Source organism: Nisaea sediminum, from assembly GCF_014904705.1.
GTDB lineage: Bacteria > Pseudomonadota > Alphaproteobacteria > Thalassobaculales > Thalassobaculaceae > Nisaea > Nisaea sediminum.
Map to the genome: position 1 here is coordinate 64,334 of NZ_JACZCQ010000008.1, position 15,597 is coordinate 79,930.

The window sequence follows — 15,597 nt, forward strand, 5'->3', positions numbered from 1 at the left end:
ACCCGTCAAGCGGAACGGATGAGCGGGGCGTTTTAGTGGCTTTCGCGGGAAAAAGCCAGCCTTTTACGCCAAGCCGGATCCTGCGCCCTGCGCGGGTCCGGTCAGAAATTGAAGAGGCTGGAAACCGAGCGTTCCTCGGCGATACGCCGGATCGACTCGCCGAGCAGCGGGGCGACGGAAATCTGCCGGATATTCCGGGCAACGCGGACGGCTTCCGTCGTCGCGATGCTGTCGGTGGTGACCAGCGACTGCAGCGGCGAGGAGGTGATGCGCGCAACGGCACCGCCGGAGAGCACGCCATGGGTGATGTAGGCGTCGACGGAGACCGCACCGGACTCGATCAGGGCCTCGGCGGCGTTGCAGAGCGTGCCGCCGCTGTCGACGATGTCGTCGACCAGGATGCAGCGCTTGTCCTTCACGTCGCCGATGATGTTCATCACTTCGGACACGCCGGCGCGCTCGCGCCGCTTGTCGATGATGGCGAGATCTGCATTCAGCGGCTTGGCGAGCGCGCGGGCCCGCACGACGCCGCCGACATCCGGCGAGACGATGGTGATCTGCTCGTCGCCATAGCGGTCGGTGATGTCCTTGTGGAACACCGGTGCGGCGAAGAGGTTGTCGGTCGGGATGTCGAAGAAACCCTGGATCTGACCCGCATGCAGATCGATGGTCAGGACCCGGTCCGCGCCCGCGACGGTGATCAGGTTCGCGACAAGTTTGGCGGAGATCGGCGTGCGGGAGCCGGACTTCCGATCCTGGCGGGCATAGCCGTAATAGGGAATGACCGCCGTGATGCGCCGTGCGGACGCGCGTTTCAGCGCATCGAGCGTCACCAGCAGTTCCATGAGGTTGTCGTTTGCCGGATAGGAGGTCGGCTGGATGACGAAGACATCCTCGCCGCGTACGTTTTCCTGGATCTCGACGAACACTTCCATGTCGGAGAAGCGCCGGACATCGGCTTTCGTCAACGGCATGTTCAGGTAGGCGGCGATGGTTTCCGCCAGCGGCCTGTTGCTGTTGCAGGCCAAGATCTTCATACGAACGTCTGACATTCGTGCCCTGTGGTCGCTAGTTGGGAAAGGAGGCGGCGAAGTCCCTGTAGAGCTGAGCCGGATGCCCAGTAGCGCGGCGTCTTTGAAAGCGGGCGGACCATATCAGCGCGGGTCGAAAAGGTGCAAGGGTTATTGCCGCTTTATGACGGTATTACCGCCTATCCTTTGGCGCTCGTAGGCCTCCAGAAGCGGCAGCAGGCCCTCGAGCGCGCCGTCGGCGATCAGGGGGGCGGCGCTGAGCCAGCTTTTCTCCATGCTCCCGGCGGGCACGGTATTGTTCTGATCGATCACGCCGATCTCGCGTTCGCGGGGATCGGCGAGGCGCCAGGAAATCGCGACAAGGTCGGTCTCGCCGTTCAGCGGCTTTATGTCGATCCGGCCCTTGAGGGACAGTGCGCCGTCGGGAATGGCGCTGCTGTCGACGATCTCGATGCCGCGCGACTGCAGCCTGAGGAGCATGGTCTGGCGCAGGATCGCGTTGCCGTGCTGATTGGGACCGTCGATCAGGTCGAGCTGCACGGGCGGCAGGTCGGCCGCGGTGCGGGTGCCGATCTCCGGGACCAGCCATGCGGCGACCCCTGGCGCCGTCGCTTCCGCGATCTCCGCGAAATGCGCGTCTTCCGGCTCTTCCCAGAAGGCGGGCGGCGGGACGGAAATCACGGTCTTCTCGCCGACTTTCTCCCCTTCGGGGGTGACCAGGGTCCAGTCCATCACGAGTTCCGCGGGCCCGTCATTGCGGAGCTGCTGATAGCCCCGGCTCTTCAGAATGAAGCTGCGGCGATTGCGGGTCCTGTCGCTCGCGACGACATTGTGATCGACCAGGGCACCGGCCATGGCCCGCGCCATCGCCTCGCCGACCCACGGGACCGGTCCTTCCACCGGTTCGACATGTATGCCGGCGGTCTCCGGGACGAACAGGAACGCGTTGTAGGATTTCTTGTCGAATTCCGGCGCGAACGGGCGGGGGATCTCGCCGCAGGCCGCGAGCGCGAGTGCCATCAGGAGGACGAGGACCGCGCCCGGGAAGGAGCGGCCGGGACGGGGCCGGGCTGCGTTTCTCATGGGCGTCGCTTTAAACGACCAGAATGCAGCTGACAAGCAGCCCGAGGAGGGTTGCCGCGAAGAGGATCTGCAGGTGAGGCATCGCCGCGGCGCTCCGCGTCTTCGGTTATCGGCAAACCAGATCGAGCGGGAGTTTGGAGAGCCGCTCGTTGCCGTCATCGGTCACAATAAAGGTCTCGCCGACATTCATCGCAAGGTCCTTCTCGCTGTCCATCAGGATCATATGCGCGAAGAACACCATGCCCGACCGGATCACTACCGGATTCGCATGGTAGAACATCGGGTAGTCCATCCAGATCGGCGCGAAGACCGCACCCAGCGAGTAGCCGCAGGCATTCATGCGGGCGTGGCGGTAGCCGCGCCGGTCCATCACCGCCGCGTGGGCGTCGAACACCGAGCCGACGGTCCCGCCGGGACGGAGCGCGTCGCGGCAGGCCTCCAGCGCTTCGACGCAGGCGGAGTGCATGTCGATATGCTCGTCCCTCACCGGTCCGACCGGGATCGTCCGCATCATGCAGGCATGGTAGTGCCGGTAGGCCCCGGCGAACTCCAGTGTGAGTTGATCCTGGGGTGCCAGTGTCCGCCGTCCGGTGAAATAGCGGCAGAGCAGGGCGTCCGAGCCGGATCCGATGATGAACTCGTTACCCGGATAGTCGCCGCCGCCCTTGAAGACGGCGCCCTGCATGGCGGCGAGAATGTCGCCCTCGAAGGCGCCCGGCGCGGTCAGCTCGTGCGCCGCCAAGAGGGCGTCGTCCGCCAGCTCCGCGGCCCGGCGTACATAGGCGAGTTCCGCCGGTGATTTGACGACCCGAAGTTCCGAGACCAGTTCGGACTCGTCCCTCAGCGTGCAGAATCCTTCCAGCTCGGCATTGACTGCCATGCCGTTGCGGGCCGTCAGGCCATAGGCCTCGTACTCGATCCCGAGGGTTTTTCCGGCGCAGCCGAACTCGCTCAGCATCGCCTTGAGCTCGCTCGCCGGCGTTGCGCCGTCGCGGTCCACCCAGATCCGGATGTCACCGACCATGCTGGTGTTCTGGGCCTGCCTCAGATCCGGCGCCCGGGTGATCAGCGCGAGCCGCCCGTCGGTGCCGAGATAGAGGCATTGGAAGAAACAGAAACCGAAAGTGTCGTAGCCGGTCAGGTAGAACATGCTTTCTTGACGGAACATCAGCAGCCCGTCGAGGCCACGCTCTTCCATGAGCGAGATGGCGCGCGCGCGGCGGCCCGCGAGTTCTTCCTCGGTGAAATGCAGCACGATGCTACTCCGCGATGACGATGGTGGAGAGCTGGCGCCCGTAATCCGGCTCCTCGCGAAGACGGGAGCGCCGGTAGCTGAAGAAGTTCGGCTCGTCGCGGCAGGTATCGCAGTCGAGTCGGTAGATCTCGCCCAGCCTTAGCCGCGACAGGCGTGAGGCGCAGTAATTCGAAAGGTCGAACTGGAAATGTCCCTCGCGCTCGCCGGGCGAGAAGAATTCGGCGTTGTTGCGGTCCTGCTCGAGGAAAGGCTGCGGGAATTCGGGGCCAACCTCGTAGGACGCCCGGCCGATGCAGGGGCCGACCGCGGCCTGAATGTTGTCCGGCCTGGCGCCGAGCTCGATCATCGCATCCACCGTCGCTTCGATAATGCCGTTCAGCGCGCCGCGCCAGCCGGCGTGGCAGGCGCCGATGATCCCGTCCGCCGGATCGGAGAACAGGACCGGAGCGCAATCGGCGGTCAGAACACCGAGCGCGACGTTCTTGCGGATTGTCACCAGGCCGTCGGCACGCGGCGGCTCCGCAGGCCGCTCGTCGCTGTCGAGCACGTGTACGATGCTGGAATGTATCTGGTTGCAGGTGACGAGAATTTCCGGCTCGCAGTCGAGGGCGGCCATCGTGCGGGCGCGATTCGCCGCGACGGATTTGCGCTGGTCTCCCGAGCCGAATCCGCAATTCAGCGAACGGTATATGCCCTGGCTGACGCCGCCGCGCCTCGTATAGAAGGCATGGCGGATCTTGTCCGTATTCAACTCGTCAAGCTGGATCACGCTCTCGCGTCCCCTCTCACGTCCGTGCCTGGTCTCTCGGCGGGCCGAACCCGGGCAATTCACCCAATTTCGGAGCGGCAACCGCTATGACCTTGAACAGCGTGCCCATTTCAGCCGGATCGATCAAGCGGCGTGCGCCGCTGCGCAGCGTCGCAGCCTGTGCCTCCGAGGCCTTCTGCAGCAGCCGTTGGACCCTTTGTTCGATCCCGAGCGCCGTCAGGAAGGCGCTCTGTGTGACGGTTCCGAACCCGAAGCAGCCAGTGGCTGCGGCGGTACCGAGAAGGGCGTCGAAATCGACATGGGCCGTCAGGTCCGCCGTGCCCGGCACGGAAAGCGGATCAACAGGCTTGTGGGCCCTCACCGCCTGGAAGGTATCGCCGAAAGCGCTCCGGCCGTGACCGTAGTCGATGAAGAGCCCGGCGCCGCCGTGGCGATCGATGTGCCGGGTGATCTCTTTCATGTGCGCGCGTGCATCGACGGAGATCTCGAAAATATCGCCTTCTTCCGGCGTCCCGGCCGTTGCCGGGACCAGCGCGGCCAAGTCCGCGGATGCAGCCTGCGCGGTCCAGCTCAACCCGCTTTTCTCGACATCCCAGCCAATGCATCGTTCCTGCCAGGTGCCGGACCGAAAGACGAGCTGATGGATAGGTAGCGCATCGAAAAACTCGTTGCCGGTCATGAGTGAGGGGCAGGCGGGAAGGGTGCCGGGCACGTCGTGCCAGGTCACTTCGATGCCGGAAAGAGCCGTCCGCTGGATCTCGCGCAGTCGCGGACTTGCCTCGACCAGATGCACCTCTACGGCTTCTGAGAAGCCGGGAACAATTCGGGCAGCCCTGAGAGCATCCGCCATCAAGGTGCCGCGCCCGGGGCCGAATTCGACGAGGGCGACGCGTTCGGGCGATCCGGACTGTTGCCAGACCGAGGCGCACCAGAGCCCGATCAGCTCGCCGAAGACCTGGCAGATTTCCGGTGCGGTGATGAAGTCGCCCTGCGTTCCGAAGGGTTCTCGCCGTGTGTAATAGCCGTGCTCCGGATGGAGCAGGACTTCCTGCATGTAGCGCGCGACGCTCAGAGGTCCTTCGGCGGCGGTCAGGTCTTTCAGATGTTGGACAAGCGGTCCGTCGGTCATGCGCCCTCGGTCATGGCCGGGCGGCGCCGGGCCCAGAGCGCGACGCCGATGCCGACGATGATCATGGGCAGGGAGAGAAGCTGACCCATGGTCGCCCCGGCGAAGAGATAGCCGAGCTGGGCGTCAGGCTCGCGGAAGAATTCGACGGTGAAGCGTGCGATCCCGTAGCCGGCGAGGAACAGGCCGCCTACCGCGCCCGGATAGCGCCTGATGTCCGTGCGCCAGATCAGGAAGGCGAGCAAGCTGAAGAGCAGGGCACCTTCGAGCGCGGCTTCATAGAGCTGGCTCGGATGCCGTGGCTCCGGCCCGCCGTTCGGGAACACCATCGCCCAGGGCACGTCGCCCGGCCGGCCGAACAGCTCGCCATTGATGAAATTGGCGATGCGCCCGAAGAACAGTCCGATCGGCGCCGCCGCCGCGACCATGTCGCCGACGGCGAGCGGATTGATGCCGCGCCGGAGCGCGAAGACCACCAGCCCGAGGACGGTGCCGAGCATGCCGCCGTGGAACGCCATGCCGCCCTGCCAGACCTGGAGGATCTGCGCGGGGTTCTCGAAATAGTAGGCCGGATTGTAGAACAGCACGTAGCCGATCCGCCCGCCGAGCACGACGCCGAGGGTGGCATAGACCAGCAGGTCGTCGAGCGCCTGCGGCTCCATGAAGCGCGGCGCCTGCCGGCAGAGATGGACGCAGTAGCGCCAGCCCAGAAGTAGCCCGGCGATATAGGCAAGCGCGTACCAGCGGATCGCGAAGGGACCGATGGAGAAGATCACCGGATCGATGTTCGGGAACTGCAGAAAACTCTGCTCCATGAGGCCGGGCTCCCGCTGTCAGCGATAGGGGTCGTCGGAATCCAGGAAATCCTGCACGTAGCGCCGGACGCCTTCCTCGAGCGAGGTGAACTGGCCCGGGTACCCGGCGCTGCGCAGCTTGTCCATGTTGGCCTGGGTGAAATACTGGTAGCGGTCGCGGATCTCGACCGGAGTGTCGACGAAATCGATCCGCGGATCCTTGCCGAGCGCGACATAGACCGCGCGGGCGAGATCGGCGAAGGACCGCGCCTGGCCGGTGCCGAGATTGAACAGGCCCGAAACGTCCGGTGTGTCGTGCAGCCACAGCATCACGTCGACGCAATCGCCGACCCAGACGAAATCCCGGAGCTGGCCGCCATCCTCGTAGTCCGGGTGGTGCGAGCGGAACAGGGTCGCCGGAAGATTGGCCGCGGCGCGCGGATAGATCTGCGCGACGACACTCTTCTGACCGCCTTTATGCGCTTCGTTGGGGCCATAGACATTGAAGAACTTCAGGCCGGCCCATTGTTTCGGGGTCTTGCGGCCTTCGGCGACCAGTCGCGCGATACGGCGGTCGAAGAGGTGCTTGCTCCAGCCGTATGGATTCAGCGGCTGCAGGCGGGCGAGGCCATCGAGACTGGCATCGTCGTCGAAACCTTCCGTGCCGTCTCCGTAGGTCGCGGCCGAAGATGCGTAGATCAGGCTGGCATCATTGTCGGCGCACCATTTCCAGAGATCGATCGAGGTGCGGAAGTTCTGTTTGACGATGAAGTCGGCGTCGCGCTCGGTGGTCGAGGAGCTGGCGCCGAGATGGAACACGGTCTCGACCATGTCCTTGTGTTCGTCGAGGAAGCCGAAGAGATCCTCCGGCGGAATCAGGTCGGCGAGTTCGCGCTTCGCGATGTTGCGCCACTTCTCACCGCTGCCCAGGGTATCGCAGACTACAAGGTCGCGGGCGGTGTCCTCGCGCTCGCTGAGCGCCGCGACCAGGTTCGATCCGATGAAGCCGGCGCCGCCGGTGACAACAATCATGAGCGCATCCTTCCCGGCCGCGGCAATCGGCCCTCTGCCTTTTCCGCCACGGCGCATGACACCATATGGCTGTTCTGGCCCGACGCCGATTGCTTTCGCAAGCCCGAAAGTAGTAGGTCTGGGTCCGAACGGTGCCGAAGCCGGACGGAAGGAGCCGCCGATGCAGACGAGCAACAGATTTTTTGACGACCTCGCCAAGATGGCGAGCGGCGCGATGTCGGCGGCGGCGGGCGTCCGCGAGGAATTCGAACAGATGATTCGTCAGCAGTTCGAGCGATTCCTCGGCGAGCATGACCTCGTCACCTACGAGGAGTTCGCGGCCGTACGGGATCAGGCCGCTGCCGCCCGGAAGGAGCAGGAGGCCCTCGCCAAGCGGATTTCCGCGCTGGAGAAGGAAATCGCCGCTCTGAAGGACGGTAAGGCGAGAACCGTGCGCCGGGCGCCTAAGCAGTCCAAAACAGGGGCTTCCGCGAAGGCGGGAATCCAGAATGCGACAAAAGACAAATAAGCTACTGTTTTGTAATGAAAACTAAATATACCTAGTTTTCGGTAGGGACCCACGAAATATAGGTTGATCGCATGACTCTCATTTGAGAGTCTACTTGTCGTGGTGCTTGGCGATTGGCACCACGCTAGATCTAGTCGGGCTGTGTTCGGCGGTCCGCGTGACCAAGCCTTCCTGTCTACGATCGCCCCGGAGCGCCGGACAGCGCGCCTCTCAGAGGGGGTTAGATAGTATGTCTCTGACTTACGTCGAAACGGTTGAAGTTCCCCGTAATCCGTTAGACCTGATGGAGGAAATTGTCGGAGCCAACGACTGGGCTCACGAGCGCGCAAGCAGCGACGAACTTGCAGTCGAAATTCAAGGCCGCTGGGCGGATTACAGGCTCTTTTTCCTCTGGCAGGAGGATATGGGAGCCCTCCACTTTTCCTGCATTTTCGAAAGCCGGGTTCCGGTCGAGAAGCGGCGAGAGGTGCATTCCCTCCTGGCGATGATCAACGAGAAGCTCTGGCTCGGTCATTTCGATCTTTCGACCGAGGACGGCACGCCGATGTTCCGTCAGACCAGCCTGCTGCGCGGTGCCCACTCGGCCAGCGTCGAGCAGCTCGAGGATCTTGTGGATGTGGCCCTGACCGAATGCGAACGTTTCTTCCCCGCGTTCCAGTTCGTGATCTGGGGCGGTAAATCGGCGGAAGAGGCCATGCAGGCCTCCCTGCTGGATGTTGTCGGAGAAGCTTGAGCTCCCAATGAACAAATCTCTCCTGCTGCTGGGATGCGGCAAAATGGGCGGTGCCCTTCTTCAAGGCTGGCTTGAAAAAGGCTACGCCGCCCACGGAGTCTGCGTGGTCGAGCGCGCAGAGGCCGCGACGAAAAAATTCGAGAATACCGACGGCGTGACGATCGTCCGCGACCAGGACCAGATCCCGGCGGATTTCCATCCGGGCATGGTCATCCTCGCGCTGAAGCCGCAGGTCATGGACGAGGCGGCACCTCTCGCGCGCTATGCCGGTCCGGAAACGGCGTTCCTCTCGATCGCCGCCGGAAAGACCATTTCCTATTTCGAGAATCTGCTCGGGACCGACGCCGCGATCATCCGCTCGATGCCGAACACGCCTGCCGCCGTCGGGCGCGGGATCACCGCCTATGTCGGCAACACGGCGGCGAGCCAGGCGCAGATGGATCTCGCCGGCGATCTGCTCTCCTCCGTCGGCGAGGCTCTGGAAGTCCCGAGCGAGGGCCTGATCGACGCGGTGACAGCGGTCTCGGGAAGCGGCCCGGCCTATGTCTTCCTGCTGATCGAGGTCATGGCGGCGGCGGGCGAGAAGCTTGGTCTGCCGGCCGACCTCGCGATGCGTCTCGCTTCGGCCACGGTTTCCGGCGCGGGTGAGCTCGCACGTCTTTCGGACGAACCGGCGGCTCAGCTTCGGCAGAACGTGACCAGCCCTGGCGGAACCACGGCCGAGGCCCTGAAGGTTCTGATGGCCGATGACGGCATCGGCCCGGTCTTCGATCGTGCCCTCAAGGCCGCCGCCGACCGGTCTCGCGAACTGGCCGGCTAAGTCCGGCGATCTTGCTTCCGTCTCTTGCTGGCCCATATCGAGGGGATAACCGGCAAGAGAGCGGATGATGTCCTCTGTTGATACCGACAAGATCCTCGACGCGGCACTCGACGTTGCCGGCGCGCGTGGCTGGTTCGCTCTGACCCTGCACGATGTGGCCGAGCATGCCGGGCTGCCGCCGGTTGAGCTTGAGCGCAGTTTCCGCACCAAGCGTGCCTTGCTGGACGGGATCGCGGACCGGTTTGATCGCGAAGCGGTGGCCGCTGTCGATCCCGACGCGGAAGACCCGGACCTGCCGGCGCCGGAGCGGCTATTTGACGCGCTGATGACCCGTTTCGAACTGCTTCAGGAGCATCGCGGCGGCTATTCGGCGCTGCTCAAGGCGGCGCGGCGGGACCCCTGCATGGCGCTTGGTGGCCTGCCGCGGCTACATTCCGCTATGGGAGACGTGCTCCATCTGAGCGGTATCGGGACCCGGGGGCCGATCGGATGCCTGCGGCGCAAGGTATTGGCCGCGCTTTATGTTTCCGTCCTCAATGTGTGGTTGGATGATCGCAGCGAAGATCTCGGCCCCACGATGGCGGCGCTCGACAAGCGTCTCAGGAAGCTCGACGAGCTGGTCGCTTCTTCGCCGTTCCGGACGAAAAAACCTCGCACGTATTAAGTGTCTTTTTGCACGCGACAGTTTTGTTGCGGTGCAACATTTACTCTTGACATTTTCACTAAATATCCCGATATACCGCCAATCACAACGTGCGGCAGCTGCGCTGCAATGCAGTAATAAAGTGCCGGATCAACAGTCTGGTCTCTCGCTACGGGTGACCGGCGAAGCGGATAAGTGGAGACGTCCAATGGCTAAGCAGGAAAATCCCTTCCTCAATATCGACTTCCAGAAAATCATGACCGAATTCAAGATGCCGGGCATCGACGCCGACGCGCTGATGAACGCCCAGCAGAAGAACATCGAGGCGATCACCGCCGCGAACCAGCTGGCCGCCGAAGGCATGCAGGCGATCGGCAAGCGTCAGGCCGAACTGTTCCAGCAGGCGATCGCCGAATCCCAGAAGGCGCTCGGCGAGCTGATGGCCCAGGGTGCGCCGGAAGACCGTGTCGCGAAGCAGGCCGAGACCGTCAAGACGACCATCGAGCGGACCGTCGCGAACATCCGCGAGATCTCCGAGATGCTCGCCAAGTCGAACCAGGAAGCCTTCGACGTGATCAACAAGCGGATCGCCGAAAGCCTCGACGAAGTGCAGAGCCTCTCCTCGAAGAAGTAATCCTTCTTCCAGGGATCTGACCAAGAGCCGCCGGCGTGATCACGCCGGCGGCTCTTTGTTTGTGTGGGGGCAATTCCTCTTCACCTGCCGCGCCCAGCCGCCTTAGGTCCGCTCCAAACGGGAGCAGAGCATGACCATCGACTATTCCGATTTCCTGAAGGTCGACATCCGCGTCGGGACCGTGATCGACGCCCAGCCTTTTCCGGAAGCGCGCAATCCGGCAATCAAGCTCTGGGTCGATTTCGGCCCGGAGATCGGCACGCGCAAGACATCGGCCCAGATCACCAAGCATTACGAGCCGGAAGCGCTCAAGGGGCGCCAGGTCGCCGGCGTGGTGAACTTCCCGCCGAAGCAGATCGGCAAGTTCATGAGCGAGTGCCTGGTCGTCGGATTTCCCGACGAGGAGGGCGGGGTCGTGCTGCTCGGCCCGGACCTGAAGGTGCCGAACGGCGGCCGGCTGTTCTAGCGCCCGGTCATACCGGGATTCTTATCCGCACCCTCAGGCCGCCGAGGGGCGAGTTTTCCAGACCGATCTCGCCACCATGGCTGTGCACGATGTCGCGCGCGATGGTGAGGCCGAGGCCGGTGCCGCCGGTTTCGGGGTTGCGCGAGGGGTCGCCGCGGTAGAACGGTTTGAAGACGCGGCCCCGGTCCTCTTCCGGGATGCCCGGACCGTCATCGTCGACGAAGATCTCGAAGGCGTCCTCGCTTGCCTGCAGCGTGATCCGAACCGTCTTTGCGTGCCGCCTCGCGTTGGACACGAGGTTCGCGAGTGCCCGTTTCACCGATTGCGGCTTCAGCTCCACGGGTGGCAGCGGCTGTGTGGTCAGCTCGAGTTCCAGGGGCGCCCCGCCCCGCCGCTCGCCGATGGCGAAATCGCCGAGCAGGGACTTTATGTCGGTTGTGACGGCGGCTTCCGTCCCTTCGCCCCGCGCAAAGGCGAGATAGCCTTCGACCATCCGTTCCATGTCCTGCACGTCGGCCTGGAGCTCGCGGACCGCGGTATCGTCGCCGAGCATCGCGAGCTGAAGTTTCATGCGGGTGAGCGGGGTCCGCAGGTCGTGCGAGACGCCGCTCAGCATGTCGGTGCGCTGCTTGATCTGGCGCCGGATCCGCGCCCGCATCTGCTGGAAGGCCTCGGCCGCCTGCCGCACCTCCTTGGCGCCTTCCGGCTTGAAGTCCGCCACCTCCCGTCCGAGGCCGAAGGCGCGGGCGGCGATCGCCAATCTGCGGATTGGCCGGATCTGGTTGCGCATGAAGATCAGTGCGATGGCGAAAAGGATCAGCGCGCTGCCGAGCATCCACATGACGAAGATATAGGTCGTCGAACTGTAGAGCCGTTTCTCGTGCGCGAGGATCTCAAGCACGCCGTCCGGCAGCTGGACCTCGATCGCGATCTGCCGCTCGTCCGTATCCAGATTGACGACGAACGGCCGGCGGACCTGCTCTTCCATGGATCTGAGCATCTGGCGCAGCGTCGGATCGAACAGGGTATCGCTTGTCCGGTTTTCCAGGATCGCCCCGGCCCGGTAGGTGACGACCAAAGCGAGACTGTTGCGGGCCTTGCGGTCGATCCGCGCCAGCGAGGCCGGGCTCGAATCCTCCTCAACCTCGTCGACCAGCATCGCAACCTCGCCGGCGAGCGAGCTCGCCAGCCGTCGCACCATGGTGTCCCAGTGGCGGTCGTAGAAGACGAAGGTCGAGATCGCCTGCATCAGGATCAGCGGCGTCAGGAAAATCGCCAGCGCCCGGCCGAACAGCGTCTTCGGCAAGTGGCGTTTCAGCCAGGACTGTTTGCGGGTTCTGGGACTGTTTTCGGCAAGCGTTGCCATGAGGCGGTTGCAGCTCTCTCTGTTCGCACTGCCCGGTTGGACCGGACGTGGCGCATACTAGGTGAATTTCCAGCCGACGGATAGGAACCGGGCCGTCATCGAGCGTCTACGTGCCCGGTGGTGTGGCTTTCAGGACATAGCCCTTGCCGCGCACGGTCTGCAGGAAGCGCGGAAACTTCGGATCCTTCTCGATCTTGCGGCGCAGCCGGTTGATCTGCACGTCGACCGCGCGCTCGTGCCCATTCACCGCATTGCGCGCGACGAGGTCCTCGCGGCTGAGGGTACGTCCCGGGACCTGCGCGAAGCAGCCGAGCAACAGGGCCTCTGATTCCGTCAGATGCACGGTCTGCCCGCCTTTGGTCAGCTCGCCCTGGGTCCGATCGTAGCTGTAGGGGCCGAAGGTGACCTCGTTGCCGGCGTCGGCGACCTCAGGCACGGAGCGGGTCCGGCGCAGGATGGTGCGGATGCGCAGCAGCAGCTCGCGCGGTTCGAACGGCTTGGTCAGGTAGTCGTCGGCACCGGTCTCCAGGCCCTCGATCCGGTTCTCGACCTCGCCCATCGCGGTCAGGAGGAGGATCGGCAGTTCCCGTGTCTTGCGCAGGGCGCGGGTCAGCTCGAAACCGGTCTCGCCCGGCATCATGACGTCGAGCACGATCAGGTCGTATTCGATCGCGGCCAGCTTGCGCCGCGCATCGGCGGCGTCGCCCGCGGCCGTCACCCGGAAGCCGTTCTCGCTCAGAAACCGGGTCAGCAGGTCGCGCAAACGGCTGTCGTCGTCGACGACGAGAATATGTGCGAGGTCGTCCCCCTCGGTCACGGTCAGCCGCGTCCCTTGCTGCGCCGGGGAACCGGCATGGTCGGGCTGGCGATCTCGAAACGCTCCTGGTCCGCCGGGTCAATGATACCGCGCAGCACCTCACGGAAGCCCTGTACCGCCTCTGCGCCGGCGGCCCGGTAGGCGCGGGCGATCCGTGCCCTCTGGTTCGCCGTCAAACTGCGTTCGAGATCGACGCCTTTTTCGGTCAGGGTCAGCAGCTTCTTACGCCGGTCCGCCTGGTCCGTCTCCTGGTTGATATAGCCTTCGCTGACGAGCTGGCTCAGCACCCGCGAGAGGCTCTGCTTGGTGATCTTGAGGATCTTCAGAAGGTCCGTGACGGTAATCTCGGGATTGCGCCCGACGAAATAGATCACCCGGTGATGCGCCCGTCCGAGACCGAGCTCGCCGAGGATCGCGTCCGGCTCTCCGGTGAAGTCGCGATAGGCGAAAAACAGCATCTCGATGCCCTGCCTCAATTCCTCCTCCCGCAGGAAGAGCGGGTTCGCCATGCTTTTTACGTCAACCATGTTGACATATTTCCTTCTGAATGTTAGTTCTCAGGCCGTGTTTGGGTAACAATCTATCCAAAGAGCCCGTCAAGTTGAATAAATCGAACGGGTTAGACTTTGGAGCTTGCCGGGATGAAACCTCATGAGCCTGCTTCCTTTTGACGATCGGGACGGCGCCATCTGGATGGATGGTGCGCTGCTTGACTGGCGCGATGCCAAACTTCATGTACTGAGCCACGGGCTGCATTATGCCAGTTCGGTCTTCGAGGGCGAACGGGTTTATAGCGGCCGTATTTTCAAGTCGCGCGAGCACACCGAGCGCCTGCACCGCTCCGCTGGAATCCTCGGCTTCAAGATCCCCTATGACGTCGATGCCATCGAGGCCGCCAAGCAGGCCGTGATCGACTCCATGGGCATCGTCGACGGCTATGTCCGTCCGGTCGCCTGGCGCGGCAGCGAGATGATGGGGGTCTCGGCACAGAAGAACACCATTCATCTCGCCATCGCGGCCTGGGAATGGCCGTCCTATTTCGACCCGGAAGCGAAGATGAAGGGAATCAACCTCGACATCGGCAAATGGCGCCGCCCGGCTCCCGACACCGCGCCGACGAACAGCAAGGCGGCCGGTCTCTACATGATCGCCACCATGTGCAAGCACGACGCCGAGGCGCGCGGTTTCCACGACGCGCTGATGCTCGATTATCGCGGCTATGTCGCCGAGGCCACCGGCGCGAACATCTTCTTCCTGATGGATGACGGCCGCTTGCACACGCCGAAGCCGGACTGCTTCCTCGACGGCATCACCCGCCGCACAGTGATCCAGCTCGCCAAGGACAACGGTTACGAGGTGGTCGAGCGGCATATCCGCCCGGAAGACATGACCCGCGCCACCGAATGCTTCCTCACCGGCACTGCCGCGGAAGTGACCCCGGTCGGCAAGATCGGCACCTACAGCTTCACGCCGGGCGAGATGACCCGGACGCTGGTCGAGGCCTATGAGAAGACCGTTCGCGCCCATGCGACCGAGGTCGCGGTCGCCGCGGAGTAAGGACCTAGACCGTCACCCCGGCGGAGGCCGGGGCCCAGGGAACGTAGGACGGAGTTCGCAATCCTCTGGGTACCGGCCGTCGCCGGTATGACGTTTCGAGTGACGGATACCGTTCCGTCCGGGCACTGGACTTGAAGACCAAAAGCGGGGGAAGCTTTCGCCATGAAAGCTTCCCCCGTTTGCACATATGACGGCGAAAACTGGCTCCCGGGCCCGCTCGCCAAGGGACCGTTTCCGGGCCTGCATGGCGGTGTCTCCGGCGGGCTGCTCGCGGCGGCGATGGAGCGGCAGGCAGCCGAGCTCGGCGCCGGCGACGGCCTGCAGATGTCGCTCTCGCTTCTGCGCCCGACCCCGATGGCGCCGATCCAGGTCTCCGTCCGCACGCTCCGGCAGGGGCGGCGGTCGCTCCAGCTCTCCGCCGAGCTCACCTCGGAAGGCAAACTCTGCGCCGCGGCGTCAGGGTTGTTTCTGACCGCGGAGCCGCTCTCCTTCATCCCAGAACGGGACCTGATCCCGGCCGAAGTCGGCGGCGAACCCTTCCATGTCGGCCACGTCACCGACGCGCCCTGGTTCTTCGAGGCCTGCGAGATGCGCCGCGAAGCGGGCGGGCGGATCTGGATGCGGCACCGCAATCCGGTGGTCGAGGATATGGGCGGCCTCGCGCGCGTGCTCTCGCTCGCCGACTGGGCAACCGGCCTCTCGCGTCCGGACTGGGTCGACCGGAACCGGGTGATGTTCCCGAACCCGGAAATCACCATCCATCTCCAGCGTCCGATCGAGGGAGAGTGGCTGGCGGTTGACTCCCAGCCGCACTGGAACGCGAACGGCCTCGGGATCACCACGAGCGATCTTTACGACACGAAGGGCTATCTCGGCCGCGCGACCCAGCCGGTGGTGCTCGCGGTGATGGAGTAGCGTTTCACTCGCTTGCAATTAAAACGGTCGTCATCCCCACGCAAGTGG

18 protein-coding genes are annotated in these 15,597 nt (G+C 64.1%); 8 read left to right on the forward strand and 10 right to left on the reverse strand.

What is annotated here, in order from left to right:
• Positions 1-101 precede the first annotated feature (101 nt).
• The 7 genes from IG122_RS17615 to rfaD all read right to left on the reverse strand — a co-directional run bounded on the left by IG122_RS17615 (position 102) and on the right by rfaD (position 7,090).
• The gene (locus IG122_RS17615) at positions 102-1,037 is read right to left on the reverse strand and encodes a ribose-phosphate pyrophosphokinase (RefSeq protein WP_319024922.1); all 936 of its coding nucleotides are present in this window, start codon (positions 1,035-1,037) and stop codon (positions 102-104) included.
• Between the two features lie 144 nt (positions 1,038-1,181).
• The gene (locus tag IG122_RS17620; RefSeq protein ID WP_193186702.1) at positions 1,182-2,114 is read right to left on the reverse strand and encodes a hypothetical protein; all 933 of its coding nucleotides are present in this window, start codon (positions 2,112-2,114) and stop codon (positions 1,182-1,184) included.
• 106 nt (positions 2,115-2,220) lie between these two features.
• The gene (locus IG122_RS17625) at positions 2,221-3,369 is read right to left on the reverse strand and encodes a M24 family metallopeptidase (RefSeq protein ID WP_319024919.1); all 1,149 of its coding nucleotides are present in this window, start codon (positions 3,367-3,369) and stop codon (positions 2,221-2,223) included.
• Between the two features lie 4 nt (positions 3,370-3,373).
• On the reverse strand, positions 3,374-4,138 hold the full coding sequence (gene pgeF, locus IG122_RS17630) for a peptidoglycan editing factor PgeF (RefSeq protein ID WP_193186705.1): 765 nt from the start codon (positions 4,136-4,138) through the stop codon (positions 3,374-3,376).
• A gap of 16 nt (positions 4,139-4,154) precedes the next feature.
• The gene (locus IG122_RS17635; RefSeq protein ID WP_193186708.1) at positions 4,155-5,267 is read right to left on the reverse strand and encodes a class I SAM-dependent methyltransferase; all 1,113 of its coding nucleotides are present in this window, start codon (positions 5,265-5,267) and stop codon (positions 4,155-4,157) included.
• Positions 5,264-6,079: a prolipoprotein diacylglyceryl transferase gene (gene lgt, locus IG122_RS17640; RefSeq protein ID WP_193186711.1), complete on the reverse strand. Its 816-nt coding sequence runs from the start codon at positions 6,077-6,079 to the stop codon at positions 5,264-5,266. Before lgt ends, IG122_RS17635 begins: the two co-directional genes overlap by 4 nt.
• A gap of 18 nt (positions 6,080-6,097) precedes the next feature.
• Positions 6,098-7,090 carry an ADP-glyceromanno-heptose 6-epimerase gene (rfaD, locus tag IG122_RS17645; protein ID WP_193186714.1) on the reverse strand — a complete coding sequence of 331 codons (993 nt, stop codon included), beginning with the start codon at positions 7,088-7,090 and terminating at the stop codon, positions 6,098-6,100.
• Between the two features lie 160 nt (positions 7,091-7,250).
• On the opposite strand from rfaD, the gene IG122_RS17650 reads away from it, so the two are divergent.
• From IG122_RS17650 to IG122_RS17675, 6 genes are all read left to right on the forward strand, one after another.
• Positions 7,251-7,598 carry an accessory factor UbiK family protein gene (locus IG122_RS17650; protein WP_193186717.1) on the forward strand — a complete coding sequence of 116 codons (348 nt, stop codon included), beginning with the start codon at positions 7,251-7,253 and terminating at the stop codon, positions 7,596-7,598.
• A 229-nt stretch (positions 7,599-7,827) separates the two neighbouring features.
• Entirely contained in the window at positions 7,828-8,331 is a 504-nt protein-coding gene (locus IG122_RS17655) for a type III secretion system chaperone family protein (RefSeq protein ID WP_193186720.1), read from the forward strand.
• Positions 8,332-8,338: 7 nt separating this feature from the next.
• On the forward strand, positions 8,339-9,151 hold the full coding sequence (proC, locus tag IG122_RS17660) for a pyrroline-5-carboxylate reductase (protein ID WP_193186723.1): 813 nt from the start codon (positions 8,339-8,341) through the stop codon (positions 9,149-9,151).
• Positions 9,152-9,215: 64 nt separating this feature from the next.
• Positions 9,216-9,815: a TetR/AcrR family transcriptional regulator gene (locus IG122_RS17665; RefSeq protein ID WP_193186726.1), complete on the forward strand. Its 600-nt coding sequence runs from the start codon at positions 9,216-9,218 to the stop codon at positions 9,813-9,815.
• 187 nt (positions 9,816-10,002) lie between these two features.
• Positions 10,003-10,428 (forward strand): phasin family protein, encoded by a 426-nt coding sequence (locus tag IG122_RS17670; RefSeq protein ID WP_193186729.1) that lies wholly within the window; start codon positions 10,003-10,005, stop codon positions 10,426-10,428.
• Between the two features lie 130 nt (positions 10,429-10,558).
• A complete protein-coding gene (locus IG122_RS17675) occupies positions 10,559-10,894 on the forward strand; it encodes a tRNA-binding protein (protein ID WP_193186732.1) in 336 nt (111 codons plus the stop codon).
• A gap of 7 nt (positions 10,895-10,901) precedes the next feature.
• On the opposite strand, the gene IG122_RS17680 is transcribed toward IG122_RS17675, so the two are convergent.
• The 3 genes from IG122_RS17680 to IG122_RS17690 form a co-directional block, all read right to left on the reverse strand.
• Positions 10,902-12,260, reverse strand: coding sequence for an ATP-binding protein (locus IG122_RS17680; protein WP_193186734.1), 1,359 nt, complete (start codon positions 12,258-12,260; stop codon positions 10,902-10,904).
• Between the two features lie 106 nt (positions 12,261-12,366).
• Positions 12,367-13,083 carry a response regulator gene (locus IG122_RS17685; RefSeq protein ID WP_193186912.1) on the reverse strand — a complete coding sequence of 239 codons (717 nt, stop codon included), beginning with the start codon at positions 13,081-13,083 and terminating at the stop codon, positions 12,367-12,369.
• On the reverse strand, positions 13,080-13,604 hold the full coding sequence (locus tag IG122_RS17690) for a MarR family winged helix-turn-helix transcriptional regulator (RefSeq protein WP_193186737.1): 525 nt from the start codon (positions 13,602-13,604) through the stop codon (positions 13,080-13,082). The genes IG122_RS17685 and IG122_RS17690 overlap by 4 nt, the downstream gene beginning before the upstream one ends.
• Before the next feature lie 124 nt (positions 13,605-13,728).
• Here IG122_RS17690 and IG122_RS17695 point away from each other — a divergent pair, with 124 nt between their 5' ends.
• Positions 13,729-14,634, forward strand: coding sequence for a branched-chain amino acid aminotransferase (locus IG122_RS17695; protein WP_193186740.1), 906 nt, complete (start codon positions 13,729-13,731; stop codon positions 14,632-14,634).
• A 162-nt stretch (positions 14,635-14,796) separates the two neighbouring features.
• Positions 14,797-15,549, forward strand: a complete 753-nt coding sequence (locus IG122_RS17700) for a thioesterase family protein (protein WP_193186743.1) — start codon at positions 14,797-14,799, stop codon at positions 15,547-15,549.
• Positions 15,550-15,597: the final 48 nt, after the last annotated feature.